Annotated in this window: 19 protein-coding genes and 3 pseudogenes; 5 read left to right on the top strand and 17 right to left on the bottom strand. The window is 49.6% G+C overall.

Annotation, left to right across the window (positions count from 1 at the left end):
- Positions 1–14 precede the first annotated feature (14 nt).
- Positions 15–1,448, bottom strand: a complete 1,434-nt coding sequence (locus AC4OVU_RS00465) for a DNA cytosine methyltransferase (RefSeq protein WP_001288432.1) — start codon at positions 1,446–1,448, stop codon at positions 15–17.
- A gap of 98 nt (positions 1,449–1,546) precedes the next feature.
- Between AC4OVU_RS00465 and AC4OVU_RS00460 the strand changes: the two are divergent.
- A pseudogene (locus tag AC4OVU_RS00460) lies at positions 1,547–1,819 on the top strand (IS1 family transposase); the annotation flags it as partial.
- A 10-nt stretch (positions 1,820–1,829) separates the two neighbouring features.
- Here the strand turns inward: AC4OVU_RS00460 and AC4OVU_RS00455 are convergent.
- From AC4OVU_RS00455 to AC4OVU_RS00435, 5 genes and pseudogenes are all read right to left on the bottom strand, one after another.
- Positions 1,830–2,036 carry a hypothetical protein gene (locus tag AC4OVU_RS00455; RefSeq protein WP_001749967.1) on the bottom strand — a complete coding sequence of 69 codons (207 nt, stop codon included), beginning with the start codon at positions 2,034–2,036 and terminating at the stop codon, positions 1,830–1,832.
- 4 nt (positions 2,037–2,040) lie between these two features.
- The gene (locus AC4OVU_RS00450; protein ID WP_012561158.1) at positions 2,041–2,682 is read right to left on the bottom strand and encodes a restriction endonuclease; all 642 of its coding nucleotides are present in this window, start codon (positions 2,680–2,682) and stop codon (positions 2,041–2,043) included.
- Between the two features lie 432 nt (positions 2,683–3,114).
- Positions 3,115–4,137 (bottom strand): IS110 family RNA-guided transposase, encoded by a 1,023-nt coding sequence (locus AC4OVU_RS00445; protein WP_001567660.1) that lies wholly within the window; start codon positions 4,135–4,137, stop codon positions 3,115–3,117.
- Positions 4,138–4,243: 106 nt separating this feature from the next.
- Positions 4,244–4,941 (bottom strand): IS1 family transposase gene (locus AC4OVU_RS00440; protein ID WP_223433957.1). Its coding sequence is split into 2 segments (ribosomal slippage): positions 4,244–4,692 and positions 4,692–4,941, totalling 699 coding nucleotides; the frame shifts between segments, so codons are not numbered across the junction.
- A gap of 56 nt (positions 4,942–4,997) precedes the next feature.
- Positions 4,998–5,153, bottom strand: a pseudogene (locus tag AC4OVU_RS00435) (alpha/beta hydrolase); the annotation flags it as partial.
- A gap of 240 nt (positions 5,154–5,393) precedes the next feature.
- Here AC4OVU_RS00435 and AC4OVU_RS00430 point away from each other — a divergent pair.
- A pseudogene (locus AC4OVU_RS00430) lies at positions 5,394–5,741 on the top strand (EamA family transporter); the annotation flags it as partial.
- Between the two features lie 210 nt (positions 5,742–5,951).
- Here AC4OVU_RS00430 and AC4OVU_RS00425 read toward each other — a convergent pair.
- From AC4OVU_RS00425 to AC4OVU_RS00415, 3 genes are all read right to left on the bottom strand, one after another.
- Positions 5,952–6,725 (bottom strand): SDR family NAD(P)-dependent oxidoreductase, encoded by a 774-nt coding sequence (locus tag AC4OVU_RS00425; RefSeq protein WP_004729618.1) that lies wholly within the window; start codon positions 6,723–6,725, stop codon positions 5,952–5,954.
- 65 nt (positions 6,726–6,790) lie between these two features.
- Positions 6,791–7,492: a DsbA family oxidoreductase gene (locus AC4OVU_RS00420; protein WP_001194072.1), complete on the bottom strand. Its 702-nt coding sequence runs from the start codon at positions 7,490–7,492 to the stop codon at positions 6,791–6,793.
- Between the two features lie 65 nt (positions 7,493–7,557).
- Entirely contained in the window at positions 7,558–8,664 is a 1,107-nt protein-coding gene (locus AC4OVU_RS00415) for an alkene reductase (RefSeq protein ID WP_006687059.1), read from the bottom strand.
- 213 nt (positions 8,665–8,877) lie between these two features.
- On the opposite strand from AC4OVU_RS00415, the gene AC4OVU_RS00410 reads away from it, so the two are divergent.
- A complete protein-coding gene (locus AC4OVU_RS00410; RefSeq protein ID WP_021242987.1) occupies positions 8,878–9,207 on the top strand; it encodes a thioredoxin family protein in 330 nt (109 codons plus the stop codon).
- A gap of 29 nt (positions 9,208–9,236) precedes the next feature.
- Here AC4OVU_RS00410 and AC4OVU_RS00405 read toward each other — a convergent pair whose 3' ends face one another.
- The 4 genes from AC4OVU_RS00405 to AC4OVU_RS00390 all read right to left on the bottom strand — a co-directional run bounded on the left by AC4OVU_RS00405 (position 9,237) and on the right by AC4OVU_RS00390 (position 11,630).
- The gene (locus AC4OVU_RS00405; protein ID WP_000888080.1) at positions 9,237–9,575 is read right to left on the bottom strand and encodes a carboxymuconolactone decarboxylase family protein; all 339 of its coding nucleotides are present in this window, start codon (positions 9,573–9,575) and stop codon (positions 9,237–9,239) included.
- 4 nt (positions 9,576–9,579) lie between these two features.
- Positions 9,580–10,161, bottom strand: coding sequence for a TetR/AcrR family transcriptional regulator (locus AC4OVU_RS00400; protein WP_000210409.1), 582 nt, complete (start codon positions 10,159–10,161; stop codon positions 9,580–9,582).
- A gap of 141 nt (positions 10,162–10,302) precedes the next feature.
- Positions 10,303–10,860 (bottom strand): OsmC family protein, encoded by a 558-nt coding sequence (locus tag AC4OVU_RS00395; protein ID WP_000108589.1) that lies wholly within the window; start codon positions 10,858–10,860, stop codon positions 10,303–10,305.
- A 185-nt stretch (positions 10,861–11,045) separates the two neighbouring features.
- Complete coding sequence (locus AC4OVU_RS00390) at positions 11,046–11,630, bottom strand: recombinase family protein (protein WP_012695450.1); 585 nt, start codon at positions 11,628–11,630, stop codon at positions 11,046–11,048.
- Between the two features lie 242 nt (positions 11,631–11,872).
- On the opposite strand from AC4OVU_RS00390, the gene AC4OVU_RS00385 reads away from it, so the two are divergent.
- On the top strand, positions 11,873–12,853 hold the full coding sequence (locus AC4OVU_RS00385; RefSeq protein ID WP_060415436.1) for an IS5-like element ISKpn26 family transposase: 981 nt from the start codon (positions 11,873–11,875) through the stop codon (positions 12,851–12,853).
- A 38-nt stretch (positions 12,854–12,891) separates the two neighbouring features.
- Here the strand turns inward: AC4OVU_RS00385 and AC4OVU_RS00380 are convergent, their stop codons facing one another.
- The 4 genes from AC4OVU_RS00380 to AC4OVU_RS00365 form a co-directional block, all read right to left on the bottom strand.
- Positions 12,892–13,116, bottom strand: a complete 225-nt coding sequence (locus AC4OVU_RS00380; protein WP_077271630.1) for an Hha/YmoA family nucleoid-associated regulatory protein — start codon at positions 13,114–13,116, stop codon at positions 12,892–12,894.
- Between the two features lie 106 nt (positions 13,117–13,222).
- Entirely contained in the window at positions 13,223–13,705 is a 483-nt protein-coding gene (locus tag AC4OVU_RS00375) for a hypothetical protein (RefSeq protein WP_045899846.1), read from the bottom strand.
- 33 nt (positions 13,706–13,738) lie between these two features.
- The gene (locus AC4OVU_RS00370) at positions 13,739–14,314 is read right to left on the bottom strand and encodes a hypothetical protein (protein WP_060415435.1); all 576 of its coding nucleotides are present in this window, start codon (positions 14,312–14,314) and stop codon (positions 13,739–13,741) included.
- Entirely contained in the window at positions 14,311–14,547 is a 237-nt protein-coding gene (locus AC4OVU_RS00365; protein ID WP_060415434.1) for a hypothetical protein, read from the bottom strand. Before AC4OVU_RS00365 ends, AC4OVU_RS00370 begins: the two co-directional genes overlap by 4 nt.
- A gap of 315 nt (positions 14,548–14,862) precedes the next feature.
- On the opposite strand from AC4OVU_RS00365, the gene AC4OVU_RS00360 reads away from it, so the two are divergent.
- Positions 14,863–17,982, top strand: a complete 3,120-nt coding sequence (locus AC4OVU_RS00360; RefSeq protein ID WP_491928572.1) for a hypothetical protein — start codon at positions 14,863–14,865, stop codon at positions 17,980–17,982.
- Positions 17,983–18,122: the final 140 nt, after the last annotated feature.

Below are 18,122 nucleotides of genomic sequence, written 5' to 3'. Positions count from 1 at the left end.
ACCGGGAGGAGCGATCAGATTCGTTCAACCTTGCACGAATCGGCATTAACCGCTTTCAGGATATAAGGTTCAAGCAGTTTGGCTACGGCTTCAAACACGGGCACCACTACGGAGTTACCGAACTGCCTGTACGACTGAGTGTCTGACACAGGAATGCGAAAAGGCCTGCCATCTACTTTTTCAAAACCCATAAGGCGCGCGCACTCTCGTGGAGTCAGCCTGCGGGGCCGATGCGCCTGATTTTCTTCGTTCGCGAAGTCTGTTTCACCTGTGGCCATATCCCAGCCACGGTCTATCAGAATTTCAGACCCGTCTTTGTGATAGCGAGCAGAAAGCGTACGGGCAATGCTTTCTTTATTTTCAGGATTAACGAGGCCAAAACCGAATCCGTTACCCTTAGCTGCGTGCTTTTTGGCGTAGTTATAGAGATACTCCCAGAGTTTCGGCGTCAGTATATATTTGCTGTCAACCACGGGTTCCAGCAGTTCGCCAAATGACGGACGCTGTTCCGGATAAAAACGACTAATATCGCGCAGGGTAAAGCCCTGGTGAATGTTCAGATCACGACGGAAACCGACCAAAACGATACGTTCTCGGTGCTGAGGTAAAAAGTGCTTTCCGTCGATAACTTTAGGATCGTTTTTGCCCATCTCAGCTGCATCCGCAACTTCATAGCCCAGTTCGTCGAGGGTATCCATGATGACTTTAAAGGTTTTACCCTTGTCATGGCTCTTCAGGTTTTTAACGTTTTCAAGAACAAAGATGGCAGGTTTTTTTGCGCGTATAATACGCGCCACATCGAAGAAAAGCGTTCCCTGAGCCTCACATTCGAAACCATGCGCGCGCCCGAGCGAGTTTTTCTTGCTTACGCCCGCAAGGCTGAACGGTTGACAGGGGAAACCTGCTAGAAGTACATCATGATCCGGCACATGCTCATTAATGTAAGCATAGGCATCGTTTTCAGGTACTTCAGGTTTATCACTGAGCGTGACTTCCCGAATATCGAGATTGAAAGTGTGTTCCTGAGCATCGTTAAACCAGTTAGCTTTATATGTGCGCACAGCCTCTTTATTCCATTCACTGGTAAAAACGCACTGGCCACCGATGGTTTCGAAGCCCTTCCGTATACCTCCAATCCCAGCAAACAGGTCAATAAACCGGAAGGCATAGTCAGGGTGATGTGCAGGCGCTTCCGGAAGCATTTTTCGTAGAAGTTCCTCTTCGGCTAACGTCAGCGTCTTAGGTGAGCACTTACCATTAATCCAGCGATTAAGAGTCTCGCGACTCCACTCATTTTTACCAACTTTTCTAAGCAGTTCAGCCACGTACTTCTGGTCATAGATTTCCAGCACCTGCCCGAGCAGCTTTTTATCATTTTCCTGTCGCAGTTGTTCTTCCGCTTCTGCTTTCTCAAGCAGATCCTGCGCCAGTAATTCAAATTCAGACATATTGCCTCCATTGGGTCTTATGGGTGAAACTGTATCACTCATTTGACCCAGATTGAATGTTTTTATCTGGATATTTAAACAGGTTTATTGTTAGGTAACGCACGTTGGCCACGCTGGAGCGTCTTCTGGGCCTGCTGTCGGCCTTTGAGGTCGTGGTATGGATGACGGATGGCTGGCCGCTGTATGAATCCCGCCTGAAGGGAAAGCTGCACGTTATCAGCAAGCGTTACACTCAGCGCATTGAGCGACATAACCTGAATCTGAGACAACATCTGGCAAGGCTGGGACGGAAGTCACTGTCGTTCTCAAAATCGGTGGAGCTGCATGACAAGGTCATCGGGCATTATCTGAACATAAAACACTATCAGTAAGTTGGAGTCATTACCGGTTCTCTTTGTCTTTTAGTGATTCTATAAACCTCATTACGTCTGAATATAAAAATCTATTATTTGATTTATGTGGCTCATGAGGTTGTGGGATGGTCTTGTTTTTGAATGTGCCAGTTTTCTTAATGGCAAAGATTAATTCACCTTCTGTTATTCCTAACATTTCAGCAAATGTTTTTGCTTCTATAGTTACTGACTTCATTTAATTAACTCTCATGGTATCGATTTTCTTTACCGGCATCTTTAACAATGGTGCTCGTTTCTAGTGTTGCTGCGGTACGCTTCATCATCGTCTGCGGGGCGGTTGCGATAGTGAAGGAGCTGCCGGGCGTGAGCAAATCTATCAGGCGCTGGCCGCTGATAATCTCCATCCGTTCACTGGCAATACTGACAGATTTTGAACCTGCGCCGGTTTTCCCGGTATGGCAAAACAGACCGCGACAGTTATGACGTTTAAGCAACTTCTCGAACTCCTGTACGTGCTGTAAAGCAATATGGCCGCGATAGCGTTTAGCCTGAATAAGATAGCGATATTTTCCTATTATTACCTGGCCGTCAATGCCTCCATCGCCGGTATAGCGTTTGTTTCTGATGGTTCTGAAGCCATGCGCTTCAAATCCTTCCAGCAACAGTTCTTCAAACACAAAAGGATCAATTTTCCTCAGGTAGTTAATTTTTTGTGGGAAGCCCGGCAACGTCTTTATGCGCTCCAGCACCCGCCGCGCACTTTGCTGCTTCCTTTTGTGTCGTCGGTTGCGTACTGAACGCCGGAAGAATACAACGGCAAACAGTGCGATGGCGCTGCAAGCCCATAGAATAAGGTTTTCTGTAGTGGGGAAGGGGAACATGGTGATAGTGTGCTTTCTGTGGGTAAAGAAAAGGGCGGTTAAACCGCCCTGGTGTTTAGCGACGGCTGTAAACCTGCCACGAAGCGCTGCCTGACTGATTCTGGCAAATCCGCCCGTAAAGTACGGTGCCGGTCGAGTAGGGGTCAGTTTGGATATAGAGAATTATTGTACTATAAGGGCTTCCCCGGCATGTCAACGCCGGTGTTTACGGTTTCTGTCTGCACTATAGTAAAAAAATAAAGGGGAGAGACTGCGGTACTATAAACGGTCATGATGAATCGTCATCGATTCGGACCCTGATGAAAGACGCTCGTGAGGCTCTAGTTCGTTAGTCGGGTACACTTGCCCTGTACAATAAGCAGATATACCTCACGGGGTCTAACCCTTTATCATCAACGAGTTGCAGAACAGATGGTCATACAGCTTTGTACTTTAGCTGGCTGAGTACAACCTGAAATCATCACCGTAATGCAATGATGCCCAGCACAGTCTTGCATTTTTGGCAGCGATGGCAACAACAGCGCGCCAGTATCCTCTGCGTTCGACCAGTGAGCAGACCCAACGACTGAATAAATCAGTCCTTTTCTCCGCCCCGATCAGTACCGAGCGGGCACCCTGAACCAGAAGTGTTCTCAGATACGAATCGCCAGCTTTCGTTATCCTGCCAAGCTTCGACTTTCCGCCGCTGCTGTACTGCGATGGTGTCAGTCCCAGCCAGGCTGCCAGCTGGCGCCCATTCTTAAAATCATGTGCATTACCGATACTGGCGACCAGCGCACAGGCCGTTGTGGGGCCAACGCCCTTCAATTCCATCAGCCGCTGACTGCGATGATCTGTTTTGGCCATGCGGGACAAAATTCGGTCATATTCAGCGATGTTATCTTCAATGCGAGCAACGTGCTCCAGCAAATCATCAACACATTGCTGAACCTGAAGTGGTAAAGAATTCTTCTGCTCAAAAACTATGTGGCGCAGGGCATCTGTACTTTGTGGGGCGATAACGCCGAATTCAGATATCAACCCCCGGAGACGATTATATGTTGCTGTTTTCTCTTCGATAAAACCCTGTCGGGTACGATGCAGACACTGCATTGCCTGCTGGCTCTCATCCTTAACCGGCACAAACCGCATATGTGGGCGACGAACCGCCTCGCAGATAGCCTGAGCATCAGCTGCATCATTTTTCCCTGATTTACCAGCCATGCGGTAAGGCGATACAAATTTGGCGGCCATCAGACGCGGCTCATGACCATACTGCCGAAACAGTCTTGCCCAGTAATGAGCCCCGGAGCACGCCTCCATCCCGATAACACAGGGCGGCAAACCAGCAATCAGCCCGGGAAGAGCTGCGCGGGTTACTCTGGATTTAACCAGAACGGTTTTGCCATTCTGGTCAACGCAATGAACAGCGAACACATTTTTAGCAAGATCGATACCGACAGTAGTAATGGTCATAACGAATCCCTCCGGGGTTGTGTTTACCCCATGATTGCACAAGAGTTAATCAGGCGCATAATCAGGGGAAGTCCCTTCCATTCGGTAAGCCGGTAATGACTCCAACTTACTGATAGTGTTTTATGTTCAGATAATGCCCGATGACTTTGTCATGCAGCTCCACCGATTTTGAGAACGACAGTGACTTCCTGCCCAGCCTTGCCAGATGTTGCCTCAGATTCAGGTTATGCCGCTCAATGCGCTGCGTATATCGCTTGCTGATAACGTGCAGTTCTCCCTTCAGGCGTGATTCATAAAGCGGCCAGCCATCCGTCATCCATACCACGACCTCAAAGGCCGACAGCAGGCCCAGAAGACGCTCCAGCGTGGACAACGTGCGTTCACCGAATACGTGCGCCACAACCGTCCTCCGTATCCTGTCATACGCGTAAAACAACCAGCGCTGGCGTGATTTAGCGCCGACATAACCCCACTGTTCGTCCATTTCCGCGCAAACAATGACGTCACTGCCCGGTTGTATGCGTGAGGTTACCGACTGCGGTCTGAGTTTTTTAAGTGACGTAAAATCGTGTTGAGGCCAACGCCCATAATGCGTGCACTGGCGCGACATCCGACGCCATTCATGGCCATATCAATGATTTTCTGATGCGTACCGGGTTGAGAAGCGGTGTAAGTGAACTGTAGCTGCCATGTTTTACGGCAGTGAGAGCAGAGATAGCGCTGATGTCCGGCAGTACTTTTACCGTTACGCACCACGCCTTCAGTAGCTGAACAGGAGGGACAGCTGATAGAAACAGAAGCCACTGGAGCACCTCAAAAACACCATCATACACTAAATCAGTAAGTTGGCACCATTACCTCAGTTTCCGCGCAATACGCGCCGCGCCTTTGAGGTCTTTGCCACACGTAAAACAATGAGCTAACAGCGCAAACGCTTTAGGATTTTCAGGAAGTTCAAGCAATCCGGCCAGTTCTTCACCAGCCGCATTTTTGAACGTAAATTTTAGTTTTTTCATAGGATATTCCAGGTCTTAAACTGATTTCATATGTTTGATCGCAGGGAAAAATAATCTTCTGCTCTGCATCTGGCATTACGCGTTTTCCTTCCTCTACTGGGGATGTGAAACAGAATTCATTCCGAATGCCTGTCCTCACCTTCCAGTTTGAAAGCTGATTATTGCTTCCTGTTCGGTGATCACTTACGCTATGCTACCAACTAGATGGTAGTTTACAAGAATTTTATGAGGTCTCACTGAATGGCCAATTGCGCGCTCATTCTTAAAATATCCCTGGCAATGCTGGCGTTTGCTGCAAACTCTATTCTGTGCCGTCTGGCCCTGCAGGGAGGCCACATTGATCCCCTTTCATTCAGCAGCCTCAGGCTGGCCAGTGGTGCACTCGTCCTGTCACCTTTCTTGTTTTATCACGCAAAAACTACATTATCGCTGTGGCGTCCGCTGAGCGAATTTTACCTCATGGTGTACGCAGTGCTCTTCTCTGTCGCCTATATCCATCTCGATACCGGGGCAGGTGCGCTGTTACTTTTTGGTGCCGTACAGTTTGCGATGGTGATCCACGGATTATTTAAAGGGGAATCACTCTCCGTTACCGGCTCCTCATCGTGTATAACTCCTTTCTCTCTGGCCGTTTTGTCCTGTCAGGATGTCGTCAGAACCCGGCATAACACCCTGTGCCGGGAACACAAAAGGCACGGATGAACAGGTCGTGAATATTCTTAGTGAAGCCTGCTGATGACATGTCTGGCGACAAAAAAATGCCGCCCTTAAGGGGCGGCTTATGCCAGCGTCACGGGGTTATCGTCTGACCGCCATGATGCCCGCATCGACATCCCAGATAGCGCCCGTCACCCATGAGGTTTTGTCAGACAACAGGAAGAGAATAGTGTTTGCCACATCTTCGGCAGTTCCGACGCGTCCCAGCGGGTGGAAATCGTTCAGCGACTTCATAGCATCTGCGATATCCGCTTTGTCCATGAAGCCTTCGTATATCGGCGTATGAACAATCCCGGGAGACACCGCGTTGACACGAATACCCGCGCTGGCCAGCTCAATCGCCAGATTACGCGTCAGGGCATGCAGACCCGCCTTTGCCATTGAATAGGCCGAGGCCGGCGAGTCACCCAGTGCAGCCTGAGCACCAATCGAACCGACGTTGACGATAGACCCTTCGAGCTTCGCGGCGAGCATGTTCTTCACGACATCCTGTGTAATAAAGAACGTGGCTCGGTTCAGCGAAAGATACATGTCATAATCGGCAAAGCTGTGCTCGGTAAATCCTTTGGGCATGAAGATACCGGCGGCATTCACCATCAGGCTGATATCGCGATGGTGAGCATTAATTTCCTGACGGATAGTTTCCATACCTTCTTCGGTCATCAGGTTCGCCGCGATGACCGCAACCGGTCCCAGAGGGCTCAGTTCTTTTTGCACCGCTTCGGCTTTGTCTTTTTTATTCCCGGTCAGCACGACACTGCCGCCCGCTTCCAGTACCATGCGTGCCACGGCCAGGCCCATGCCGCTGGTACCGCCGACGACGAGCAGTTTTTTACCTTTGAAAAAAGTGTTCATTTTCTGACTCCATTACTGGTGGGTAAGACGTTGCCGGCAGCGTGAAACTGCCGGCGGTTGACGGATTAAATACTGCAGCCATCCGTTCCGCAGGTCTGACCCGCAGTGGCTGAAAATTCGGTTTGCTGTTCATCCCAGACCTGACGCAGGGCATTCAAAAAGTTATCTGCTGCCTGAGCCCCGCTGATGGCATATTTTTCGTTCATCACAAAAACCGGAACGCCGCTGAGGCCAATAGACTGTGCGTGGGCTTCATCGTCGGAAACGGTGGCGCGAAAATCGTCATTTTCCAGGGCGGCTTCAGCGTCAGCTTTCGGCATACCGGCTTCTACGGCCATGGCAACGAGCTGCTGACGGTCAAAGAGAGAGCGACCTTCGGTGATACTGCCATGATAAAAACGTTCTTCCACCGCGTCCGCAATTCCGGCCTTACGCGCGGCAACCAGCAGGGTGTGTGCATCTTCTGTATCACCAAACATCATGCCGTCGAAGTTGTAGATCAGACCTTCAGATTTACCGGCGGTGCCCACCTGATTCATCATCAGCTCCGCTGAATGCTGACTGCCCAGCTTTTTAACGATGGCATCCTTAAAAGGCATCGCGGGAGTACCACCGGCCAGACGGTAGCTGTGATGGCGGATCACCACCTGGTCGCGAAATTCAAAGCGATTCAGACCCTGTTCAAATCTTTTTTTAGCAATCCAGCACCACGGGCAGACCAAATCTGACCAGATATCGATGGTAAGGGTGGGTTTCAGCGTTTGCATAATGATTCCTCAAAGACGTTGGGCGGTCGGATCTCACTTATCAGAGAACCGCGACCGTATGGGATTTATTGCGCCTGCCAGACCGGGTAATCGGTATAGCCTTTTTCCGGGGAACCACTGACGCCGTAGTAGGTGGCGCGGTCACTTTCTGCCAGTGGCCAGCCGTTTTGCATTCTTTCAACCAGATCCGGGTTAGCGATGTAGGGCACACCAAATGCCACCAGATCCAGCTCATCATCTTCCAGAGCCTGCTCTGCGATATCACGGGTAAAACCGCCGGCAGCGATGATGGTGCCTTTAAACGTGTTGCGAAAACGGCGGCGGAAGCCTTCCGGAAGTGGCGCTTTGGTGTACACCGGCTGATAGTAAAGGTGTACGTAGGCCAGTTCCCGCTGACCGAGCGCGTCGGTGATGGCTGACCAGGTTTGCTCTTCACCTTCATACGGCGCGAGGTCATAAATGCGGCCGAACGGTGACAGGCGCACGGCAACGTGGCTGTTACCCACGGCTTCCGCCACGGCGTCAATGGTCTCCAGCAGGAAACGCTGACGATTTTCCACCGAGCCGCCGTATTCGTCGGTGCGGGTGTTCAGTTCGCTACTGAGGAACTGGTCAAAGATGAATCCGTTTGCCGCCATGATTTCCACGCCGTCAAAGCCGGCTTCCATCGCCAGGCGTGCGGAGTGCACGAAGTCTGCAGTGATGCGTTTAACTTCATGCGTTTCCAGCGCGCGTGGCTGGCTTGGTACAACCGGGCCCGGTTCTCCGGATTCGGTCAGCGCAAAAACGGTGGTATTGACCGCCTGAACGGTGCCCGCTGAAACCGGCGCTATGTGGCCTGGCTGAAGAGAGACGTGAGACATACGGCCGACGTGCCAGAGCTGCGCGAAAATACGGCCACCTTTGGCGTGAACCGCTTGTGTCACCTTACGCCAGCCCTGGACGTGTTCGTCGTTGTAGATACCAGGGGTATAAAGGTAACCCCGGCCTTCTTCTGAAACCGGCATCCCTTCGGTGATGAGCAGGCCAGCAGAAGCACGCTGTGCATAGTACAAAGCCACGACCTCATCCGGCACGTCATTCATGGTGCGGGTGCGGGTCATCGGTGCCATGACTACACGGTTTTTTAACGCCAGGCCAGACAGATTGTAGGGGGTGAAAAGCTTACTCATCGTATACCTCACAAAAAACAAAAAGGAGTATCCCGGCAGGGATTTGCACAGCCCGGCAGTATCATCGACTGGACGTCGCGCACTGGAGTTGCATAAACATCTGATGGGTGGCAATATACCAACCATCTAGTAGGTAGGTCAATGGCTGTGTTGTATTTTTTTGTCATAACGCAGCCATTTCTGAATTGTCACTCATTTTGCGAGGTCATCACCATGCGTACATTAACAGCTTATAACGAAGATAATTTCCGCCAGATAGAGCAGTACAACGGAATATCGGTGGTACGTTTCTCTGCACCCTGGTGTCCGCCCTGTCAGGCCAGCGAAGAAATGTTCAGTCAGTTTGCAGACCGGCTCGATAGAGATATTCAGGTGGGGAAAGTCAATGTAGATCAGGCGCCGGTGCTGACAACCAAATACGAGATCTGGGGGCTGCCGTCTGTGCTGATATTTCATGAAGGGCAATTAGTTAAACGCATACCGGGTGTGAAACCTGCATCGGTATATGCTCAGGCTATTGCGGACATAAAAAAAGGGCAGTAATGCCCTTTTAACGTGGAATTTATTAATGCTTAACCGCGTGCCTGACCGACGGCATCCAGAGTGCGGGCTGAATAAATGACCGCCGCGCCAGCGTTGAGGTTAATCGCCACGCCCAGCGCTTCAGCAATTTCAGCGTCGGTTGCACCGGCTTTCACAGCGGCGTCGGCGTGAAAAGCAATACAGCCGTCGCAGCGGGTTGTGACTGCGCACGCCAGGGCAATGAGTTCACGCACTTTTGCGCCCAAAAGGTCAGTTTTGTTACCTGCGTTGCCCAGGGCAACCACGCCTTTCATGGTCTCGGGGGTCAGTTTGCCCAACTCGCCTAAACGTTGCATTAACTCTGAGCGATAGTTGTTCCAGTCCAGCATAGTGTCATTCTCCTGAATGAGGGGTATTAAGAAGCAGTTTTATATACTTAAGGCTGTTGGCGAAGACTTCGGGTCTGGCCGTTGCATGCGCCACTACGCTTGAGCCTTCACAGACATTAATGATCATCAAAGCAATATCTGATGGTTCGGCATGGGATGAAAACTCACCTGACTCCATGCCCGCCCTGACGACTTTTGTGAGCCACTCGATTTGCATATCGAAATAAAGTGATGTCTGTACAGTAATTGCCTGAGGCAGATTGGCGGTCTCTGCTGACAACGCACAACACAGTGGCAGTAGCGAAGCTTTATGGCTTTGCGCGAAGATATCGATGTAAGCCGCAATTCTTCTCTCCGCGCTTTTCTCAGTCGCCTCTATCTGCTCAAATACGCGTTGTGTATCAGAGAACGCCTGTATTACCACCTGCTCACCCAGAATATCTTTGGTCGGGAAATGGTGATGAATACTGGCCTTGGTGATACCCACTATTTTTGATAAATCAGCATAGCTGAATGCTGAATACCCTTTTTCGCGCATCAGGTGTTCTGCTTCGCTGAGCAGCCGTTCCCGTGTCATGGTTGTCATAATTACTCCATATAATCTACTAGTTGATAGATTATATTGTTGCTATTTTTCCGTAGCAAGTTGTATCACTGACTCAGTATCGTGCAGAGCTGAACGTCACTGCCATCCTGCATTCTGAATGGCAGCATTACATCTCTGACATCACGCCAGGCGTGTAATCATTTCAACCGGATTAGCCAGAGTATCGTGGATTGGCGAATTCTTTTGCATTTCGCTGACCAGCGCTTCTAACTCCTCGCGACTGGCGGTCTTGCTCGTAAGGTGAACATCGACGCGAATAGATTTCGCACCTTTACGCACGTTGCTGTCCAGCCCAAGGAAGCCGTTGAGGTTGATATCGAAATTAAGATCCAGCTCGATACCGTCCAGGTCGATCCCTTTTTCAGCAGCCATCATGGTAAGGGTGGCGGTATAACAGCCAGCCAGCGCCTGCATGATGTATTCAGTCGGGCTCATGCCGGTATCGGTGCCGAGTAAACCTGCGGGTTCATCACCGATATTAGAAAATTTCCCCACACGGCTGGTATCGATAACGCCGTTCTGGATTGTGGCGCCGGTCTCTGTGCGAACGGTTAATCCGCCGCTGGAACGGGCTTTCATCTGGAAAGTCAGGTTACCCAGGCCAGGCTGGCTGCGAACTGCTTCACGGGTATTGTGGATCGCAGCTGCGTCTGCAGAAGGTTTAACGGTAGTAGACATAATGGCTCCTGTAATTTCTTGATAAAAGGTATAGCTGGTGTAATCAGCACCAACCATCTAGTTGGTAGATTAATATCGCGAACCTCTTTTGTCTACTCTTTTATAAAAAATAGGGGGAAAAGAACCCAGCAGGCTGTTTTATTTCATAATAACCATTTGATTTTTTTTATAATCTTCCCAGCCGCTCACTCTTGCAGCAATCCAGCCTTTACCCGAAGGATAGTCTGGCGGGTGGTATTAAATTCCCGGGCAATAGCACTGATACTGATGCCAGCATTTAGGCGCTCTGTCACTGTTTGCTTTTGTTCCTCGCTCAGGATGGGGGGGCGACCGAAGCGTTTTCCAGCCGCTTTTGCCCTCGCAATACCTGAATACGTTCGCTCAAGCAGCAAATCCCGCTCAAACTCCGCTACAGCAGAAATTACCTGCATAGTCATTTTTCCGGCCGGACTGGTCAAGTCAACGCCTCCGAGTGCGAGACAATGAACGCGAATATCTAAAGCCGCCAGTTGCTCTACTGTTTTTCGGATATCCATCGCATTACGACCCAGACGGTCAAGTTTGGTGACAATCAGTACATCCCCATTTTCCATGCGATCTAGCAACCGGATAAATCCGGGGCGTTCGCTGGCAGCAACCGAGCCACTGATATGCTCCTCAATAAGTCGTTGGGATCTGATGGCAAAACCCGCCGCTTCAATTTCACGACGCTGGTTTTCTGTGGTCTGTTCCAGAGTTGAGACCCTGCAGTAGGCAAAAACACGTGACATGGGAAACTTTCCGTACGAAATGGATGTCCGAATTATAACGTGTGTCCGAAATTAATTTCACTAAGTTTCGGACATGTGCTGTAAGTGGTGTACGAAACCGACCGGTTTCGGACGTTTAAGTCACATGCACGTTAACTGTCGGTATTCATCGCCTCACTAGTACTACTCTGCTAGGGAAGGTGCGAACAAGTTCCTGATATGAGATCATCATATTCATCCGGAGCGCATCCCAGAGGGACATCATGAGCCATCAACTCACCTTCGCCGATAGTGAATTCAGCACTAAGCGCCGTCAGACCCGAAAAGAGATTTTCCTCTCCCGCATGGAGCATATTCTGCCATGGCAGAATATGACCGCTGTCATCGAGCCGTTTTATCCCAAGGCGGGCAATGGCCGACGGCCCTATCCGCTGGAGACCATGCTGCGTATTCACTGCATGCAGCATTGGTACAACCTGAGCGACGGTGCCATGGAAGATGCCCTGTACGAAATCGCCTCCATGCGCCTGTTTGCCCGATTATCCCTGGATAGCGCCCTGCCGGATCGCACCACCATCATGAATTTCCGCCACCTGCTCGAGCAGCATCAACTGGCCCGTCAATTGTTCAAGACCATCAATCGCTGGCTGGCCGAAGCAGGCGTCATGATGACCCAAGGCACTTTGGTGGATGCCACCATCATTGAGGCACCCAGCTCTACCAAGAACAAAGAGCAGCAACGCGATCCGGAGATGCATCAGACCAAGAAAGGCAATCAGTGGCACTTTGGCATGAAGGCCCACATTGGTGTCGATGCCAAGAGTGGCCTGACCCACAGCCTGGTCACCACCGCGGCCAACGAGCATGACCTCAATCAGCTGGGTAATCTGCTTCATGGAGAGGAGCAATTTGTCTCAGCCGATGCCGGCTACCAAGGAGCGCCACAGCGCGAGGAGCTGGCCGAGGTGGATGTGGACTGGCTGATCGCCGAGCGTCCCGGCAAGGTAAAAACCTTGAAGCAGCATCCGCGCAAGAACAAAACGGCCATCAACATCGAATACATGAAAGCCAGCATCCATGCCAGGGTGGAGCACCCGTTTCGCATCATCAAGCGGCAGTTCGGCTTCGTGAAAGCCAGATACAAGGGGCTGCTGAAAAACGATAACCAACTGGCGATGTTATTCACCCTGGCCAACCTGTTTCGGGTGGACCAAATGATACGTCAGTGGGAGAGATCTCAGTAAAAACCGGAAATAACGCCAGAAATGGTGGAAAAAATAGCCTAAATAGGCTGATTCGATGTGTTTGCGGGAAAAAAATCGGCCCAGATCCGCGAAATTTTAATCAGCGAGTCAGCTTGGGAAGACATGATCTGCTTATTCGCACCTTCCTTAAAGGGTTCCAGTTCGTCGTCGGTCAGATCGTATTTGTTTTTTTCTATCACTTTTTCAAGCGTGTCTCTGGAAGTACAGCGTCTGAGGCATAACAGCCATTCCTGTCTGGTCATGTAATTTATGCAATAGCACCGGGAAGAAGTCGCTTATCTTAAGTGGTACGCTTCAGATCTGTCTATGAGACAACCCCGTGTACCGACAGAACAGGACGGAAAGCGGTTAATTCAGCCCGTTATGCTGAACATAATCGCTGATGCTCAGGCCTGACTTGCGGATATCATCCGAAACCTTGCGGTACTGATCTTTCCACTCTTCTGGCATGTCCCGGAGAACCGCTATTTTACAGGCCACACTGTAGGGGGTACGCCCCAGCTTTTCGGCCAGCCAGAACAGATGAACGCCCACCTCTTCGTCCGGTACGGATTCGAGGGCATCAAGCAGCATCGTCCCCTCTTCTTCCCGCCAGGGTTCGCCGGCATGCGGAAAACGTGGGTCGGGCACACGTTCCTGTTTCTCTTCCTTTAGTTTCGACGCTGCCGGAACGCTGGACTTCTTCATACTGACGCGCGCTTTCATGGCACCGATGGCGGCGACGGCCCGGACCAAATCCTCGCGCTCCTGGCGCGTCAGCAGGCTGTCCTCACAAATCAGGGCATTCAGATTATCGATCAGCGTATTCAGTTTGGGTTCTGTTAATTTCATTCTTCTGTTCTCATTCCTTGCATGTGGTGTCGGTCAGTCCCGGCTCTCATTCACCTGGATGGTGACCGGCAGTCCTGCATCAAAACAGGTCTGATACCAGCTGGCCACCTGCAGGGGATCGCCCTCTTTTATCCGGCGTATGCCGCCGGCATCCGTCAGCTGCAGGCAGGTGGACCCGTCCGGACGGATCACGTAGGCCGCTTCCCTGATGGTGTAATGGTCGTCATCCAGCTGCAGCGCCACCGCATCACCGGCAGCCGTCTGGCGTAACGGCAGACGCCGGACGTCTGTCAGCCGTTGTCGTGCCGTTTCAGCCTCGCGTTCTGCCTGGAAGAGCGGTTCTGCAATGCCGCGACCGGCCTCCGTCAGCTCGACGGCCAGCTGCAGGTTCGGGGCGCGCAGGGTGCGCAGCCAGCCCGCAGCTTCCATGCGCCGGCAGGAGGCGCGCAGGTTCGGCCCGTACACCGGGGCGTCCCCGCCCTGCTCCAGCACCCGCTCGATATCCCGCGTCGCCACCGGCCCCGGACGTTTCGCATCGAGGGCGGCCAGCACAATCAGCACCCGCCGCTGCAGCGGTGACGGACGTCGGCTTTTTACCGTTCCATTCATTCTTTCATTCCGGCTACACGTTCCTGAAAACGACGGAGGTCAGCCTGTACCGGGCTGAAGTCGGATGCCCCTGCTTTAGCAAGCTCAGACCACAGAAATATGACAGCTTCCACACTGGAAATTTTCGCTGCCGTCGTCTGATCCTGGCGCTTTTTGATAGCTTCAATGACCTCTGTTGTTGTCGCGGCCAGCTGTTCATAGCTGAGTGAAAAATTCACTTCTTTCTCATCCATCCTGCACGCTCCGTCTGAAGATGTCCCGTTATGTTAAAAATCATACTCTATATGATTTAGTTCCTATGTGACAAACATCATATCAGATATGATTATTTGGTTAATGATAAATATCACACTCAGTATGATTTTATGCGTCTGGTTTGATTATCATATCTCTTGAGGGATTCCCGCCGCGCAGATCCGAAAATTGTCTAAATCGGATAACAGGGTGACGAACTTTGCACGAAGGGCATCGGGTGACATTTTCCAGAGAAAAAAAGGTCCCTACCGCTTATTATTCATAAAATTTCTTATGGAACACGCAGGATATCTATGTTTGGAAAACTTCTTAAAAGTGTCTCATGGCAGGTGAGAGCTGAACTCCGACGGAGCCTGAAGTCGAACCAGGATTACAAAAAACTTCGCTGGAACCGGGTGGAGAGAATACTTATTGCCTGCACCACCCATTACAGCCGGGCTATGCTGGTCCTCTGGTCCGCAGCCTTCGGGGCTGTTTGCGTGGTCGAATATTTTCGCCCTGTATTACAACCTTTCGCTCTGCAGCATTTTAAGGGCATTACCACGCTTTCAGGTTGGATGTCTAATTTACTGGGTAGCCAGTTGACTATTATCGGTATCGTTTTTCCACTTGTCGTGGGCCTTATAAGTGTTCTGTTTCAAAAAAAATCAGCAAGGATGCATATTCAGTCAGCATATCAACTTCATTCCGGATATTTGTTTTCTGGTCTGAGTGGACTGTCACTTGCCGCATTTATTGTGGTGGGCGGTATGATGTTATCTGTTGGTGACAGATATCTTAATACAGCTTTCGCCGTTACTGCTTTTGTGTGGATGCTTTTCAATATTATTCTGTCTATCTGGTTCTTCGTCTCCAGTCTGAATGTCCTGGATGAGAGCAAGCGCGATCGACTATTGAATAAGTTTTTTTTGTCTCAGATAGTGGATGACTACATACAAAAAGCATATATTCTGGCGTGGCTGCGCTACCCGGGGGCTAACGTAGGTGAAAATTACCTCGGTAATATTAAAATACTGCCTTACTCAATCTCTGAGAAAAACGAGATGCTTCATGTTAAATCTAATGTCAGTAAAGGTGATGTTGTTACAGACATTTATATAAGGCCATTTTTATTTCTGCTGAGAAGGCTAGAGGCGGTAGATGGGCAGGATGCGGAAATTATCATTCTGCCCTCCTTTGGTGTTCGTTCCGGTGAACTGACTTTAATGTCATTGAAAAATATCAAGCCTGTTTCAGGATTGTGGCGGTGGTTATTTATCCGTTGTATTATAACAGGACGCCCTGAGAAGAAAAGGGATCTGGATGATATTACTTTTGATTTCTTTGGTGAGGCTTACGATGCACTTAATGATAAAAATATTAGCGTCTTCAGAGCAGGAATTGAAAGATTAACAGATACCTATACCTCTATCAAAAGAAGTTACAATTACGGGGTTGATAAAAATTATCTGGATGAAGTAAAAGAATCAGGTTTTAGCCATACTTTCAGTGATTCATTCCATTATGAATTGAGAAAGTTTTTTCGTGAATCCGTAAAATCAACGGAATATTCAGGCGAATATTTCCGTGAATCGATGGCCATTCCATTGCATGTGTACAGAAAAACACAGAGCACGTGTTTTACCGATTTCAGACAGTTTTTACTTTCGCTTTTCAGGGTGTGGCATGTGTTAAACGACTGGAAAGCGGGACTGGGGGGCCCCCTCTCGGCCAGCCAGGAGCTGACTCACCAGGCCCTTATCCGCGAGTTCATCGGACTGTGGGAAGGCTGGAGTATGACCACGATCACTGGCAAACCCGGGAGTGAAGATTCTACTGGCCGCCTGATGTATCATCTGCATAATACCGTCAGGCTTCTTATTCCGTCAGTGGTTGCCGATAATGCCTCTTCCGTGCGATATGCTCACGACGTTCTCTGCCTCTGGTTTAATCAGAACCGGTTTACACGGTACTGGGAGGAAGAGTACCGCTGGCACAGTTTCTTCCTGACTCCGGATTATCTGTCCCTGAAGGAGACAGAACCGCAGTGGGATATGTTACTCAGGGGCAGCATGTATAAAAAAGATGCGGCTTTGTCCATTATGTTTGCAAATGCCTTATCTGATTTGCGGTTGTTAATGGCAGGGTATCTTATTGCTCATTTTGAACCGCAAAAAAATATAGACTTAGCCGATCTTGTAAATCATCTCATTATGTCTGAATTATATGAAGATAGAGATACACATGACACGCTGACACCTGCATTCAGATGTTCTGTCGATATCATTGACATGATACTGAGAATTGAGCACTGTAATCTGCATACGAATACAAGCTGGTACAGCGGGTTATCCGAAACCATTGAGGTTATGAACTCATATAATGAAAGGCCTTACATTCCCGGGCGGGTGTATACAGGAGTAAATGAGGATATTGGCAGCCTCTACGGAGCGTTCTCCTTACTGGCCATAAAGCTCGCGCGACCAGCTGAACAGGTTACGCAGCGCGTTAATGAAGCCCTGGCGGGAAGGTTGTTTTCCTATTTCAGTAAAGACAGAATAATTTCTATTCTTGAACGACTGAAACGAGACCCTTCAGTTCCTTATGAAGGTTATATTATTTCAGAAGCGGATTATGCAACGAATGTGGTGTTCTTTAATGATGTTCTGGATAAATACATAGATGTCTTCAACCGTAGTAAAACGGCAGATATCGTTGCTGCTGAAGTAGACCAGGAGCGACTCAGAAATACTGATACTCGTCTTACAAACGAACTTCCTGGGGCATTGTCTGAAGATGTTCTGCTTAAATACTTCACGTTTACTCAAAATTCAGAATGTGATCGCAACTGGCTGGTGAGATACATTCCTGTTGGTGTTTCCAAAGATTATGTTGCCAGAGATCTTAATCAGAATGTCTACGGAGATTTTCCTTCGGTATCAGAAGTGAAGAGAAATATTCTCCACAGACTGCATTATGAACTGTGGAAATCACAGGCTAAATTAACAATTGAGGTCAATAATCTCGAAACGCTCTTAATGGAAGTCGCGCAACGGTCCGCTGATCAGAATAACTACATTCTGATGATCTATGGTTCCCGCTTCAGCGAAGAACTGAGGGAGCTGGTCTACCAGCCGGCAAGGCATGACGCGTTTAGCATACATGTTGATGTATCGGCCAGAGGTAGCCGCTCTCTGCCCTTCAGGATCAATAACTGTCTTATTTACCTTGTCCTCAATTCCGAACAGAAATTTTCACTTATGGTCAGTGCTGAATCCTTTGGTGAACTCAGGTTGTTCAGGTATCCGGATGGAACCCTTTTTAACACTTTCTACCGCAGCAACGGTGATCCACTTGAAGGTGTGATGAAAACGCTCTGGGAAATGGAGATGGAAATTACCGATACACCAGTGGTGCGGTTTGAACATCGCTGAGCAAAATTAAGGTGACCCCGGATGGGGTCGCTGTTAAATTGCTTTGTTGTTAATAATTAATTTGAATTGCGATATTTACAGCAATAATCCACTCATCACAACAATTCACTCTTTTTTGTGCTTATCCTGCAATAATCTCT

The sequence above is a fragment of the Enterobacter sp. 6722112 genome (genome assembly GCF_058661685.1).
The sequence above is the reverse complement of the archived record's forward strand: the minus strand, read 5'-3'. Positions and strand labels throughout refer to the sequence as shown.

Coding starts and splice junctions, on each gene's coding strand:
- AC4OVU_RS00420 (WP_001194072.1), bottom strand. CDS start 7,492: ATGCAAACGCTGAAACCCACCCTTACCATCGATATCTGGTCAGATTTG.
- AC4OVU_RS00380 (WP_077271630.1), bottom strand. CDS start 13,116: ATGACCAGACAGGAATGGCTGTTATGCCTCAGACGCTGTACTTCCAGA.
- AC4OVU_RS00415 (WP_006687059.1), bottom strand. CDS start 8,664: ATGAGTAAGCTTTTCACCCCCTACAATCTGTCTGGCCTGGCGTTAAAA.
- AC4OVU_RS00465 (WP_001288432.1), bottom strand. CDS start 1,448: ATGTCTGAATTTGAATTACTGGCGCAGGATCTGCTTGAGAAAGCAGAA.
- AC4OVU_RS00360 (WP_491928572.1), top strand. CDS start 14,863: ATGTTTGGAAAACTTCTTAAAAGTGTCTCATGGCAGGTGAGAGCTGAA.
- AC4OVU_RS00395 (WP_000108589.1), bottom strand. CDS start 10,860: ATGTCTACTACCGTTAAACCTTCTGCAGACGCAGCTGCGATCCACAAT.
- AC4OVU_RS00390 (WP_012695450.1), bottom strand. CDS start 11,630: ATGTCACGTGTTTTTGCCTACTGCAGGGTCTCAACTCTGGAACAGACC.
- AC4OVU_RS00445 (WP_001567660.1), bottom strand. CDS start 4,137: ATGACCATTACTACTGTCGGTATCGATCTTGCTAAAAATGTGTTCGCT.
- AC4OVU_RS00425 (WP_004729618.1), bottom strand. CDS start 6,725: ATGAACACTTTTTTCAAAGGTAAAAAACTGCTCGTCGTCGGCGGTACC.
- AC4OVU_RS00370 (WP_060415435.1), bottom strand. CDS start 14,314: ATGAATGGAACGGTAAAAAGCCGACGTCCGTCACCGCTGCAGCGGCGG.
- AC4OVU_RS00410 (WP_021242987.1), top strand. CDS start 8,878: ATGCGTACATTAACAGCTTATAACGAAGATAATTTCCGCCAGATAGAG.
- AC4OVU_RS00400 (WP_000210409.1), bottom strand. CDS start 10,161: ATGACAACCATGACACGGGAACGGCTGCTCAGCGAAGCAGAACACCTG.
- AC4OVU_RS00450 (WP_012561158.1), bottom strand. CDS start 2,682: ATGTTCCCCTTCCCCACTACAGAAAACCTTATTCTATGGGCTTGCAGC.
- AC4OVU_RS00365 (WP_060415434.1), bottom strand. CDS start 14,547: ATGGATGAGAAAGAAGTGAATTTTTCACTCAGCTATGAACAGCTGGCC.
- AC4OVU_RS00405 (WP_000888080.1), bottom strand. CDS start 9,575: ATGCTGGACTGGAACAACTATCGCTCAGAGTTAATGCAACGTTTAGGC.
- AC4OVU_RS00385 (WP_060415436.1), top strand. CDS start 11,873: ATGAGCCATCAACTCACCTTCGCCGATAGTGAATTCAGCACTAAGCGC.
- AC4OVU_RS00455 (WP_001749967.1), bottom strand. CDS start 2,036: ATGAAGTCAGTAACTATAGAAGCAAAAACATTTGCTGAAATGTTAGGA.
- AC4OVU_RS00375 (WP_045899846.1), bottom strand. CDS start 13,705: ATGAAATTAACAGAACCCAAACTGAATACGCTGATCGATAATCTGAAT.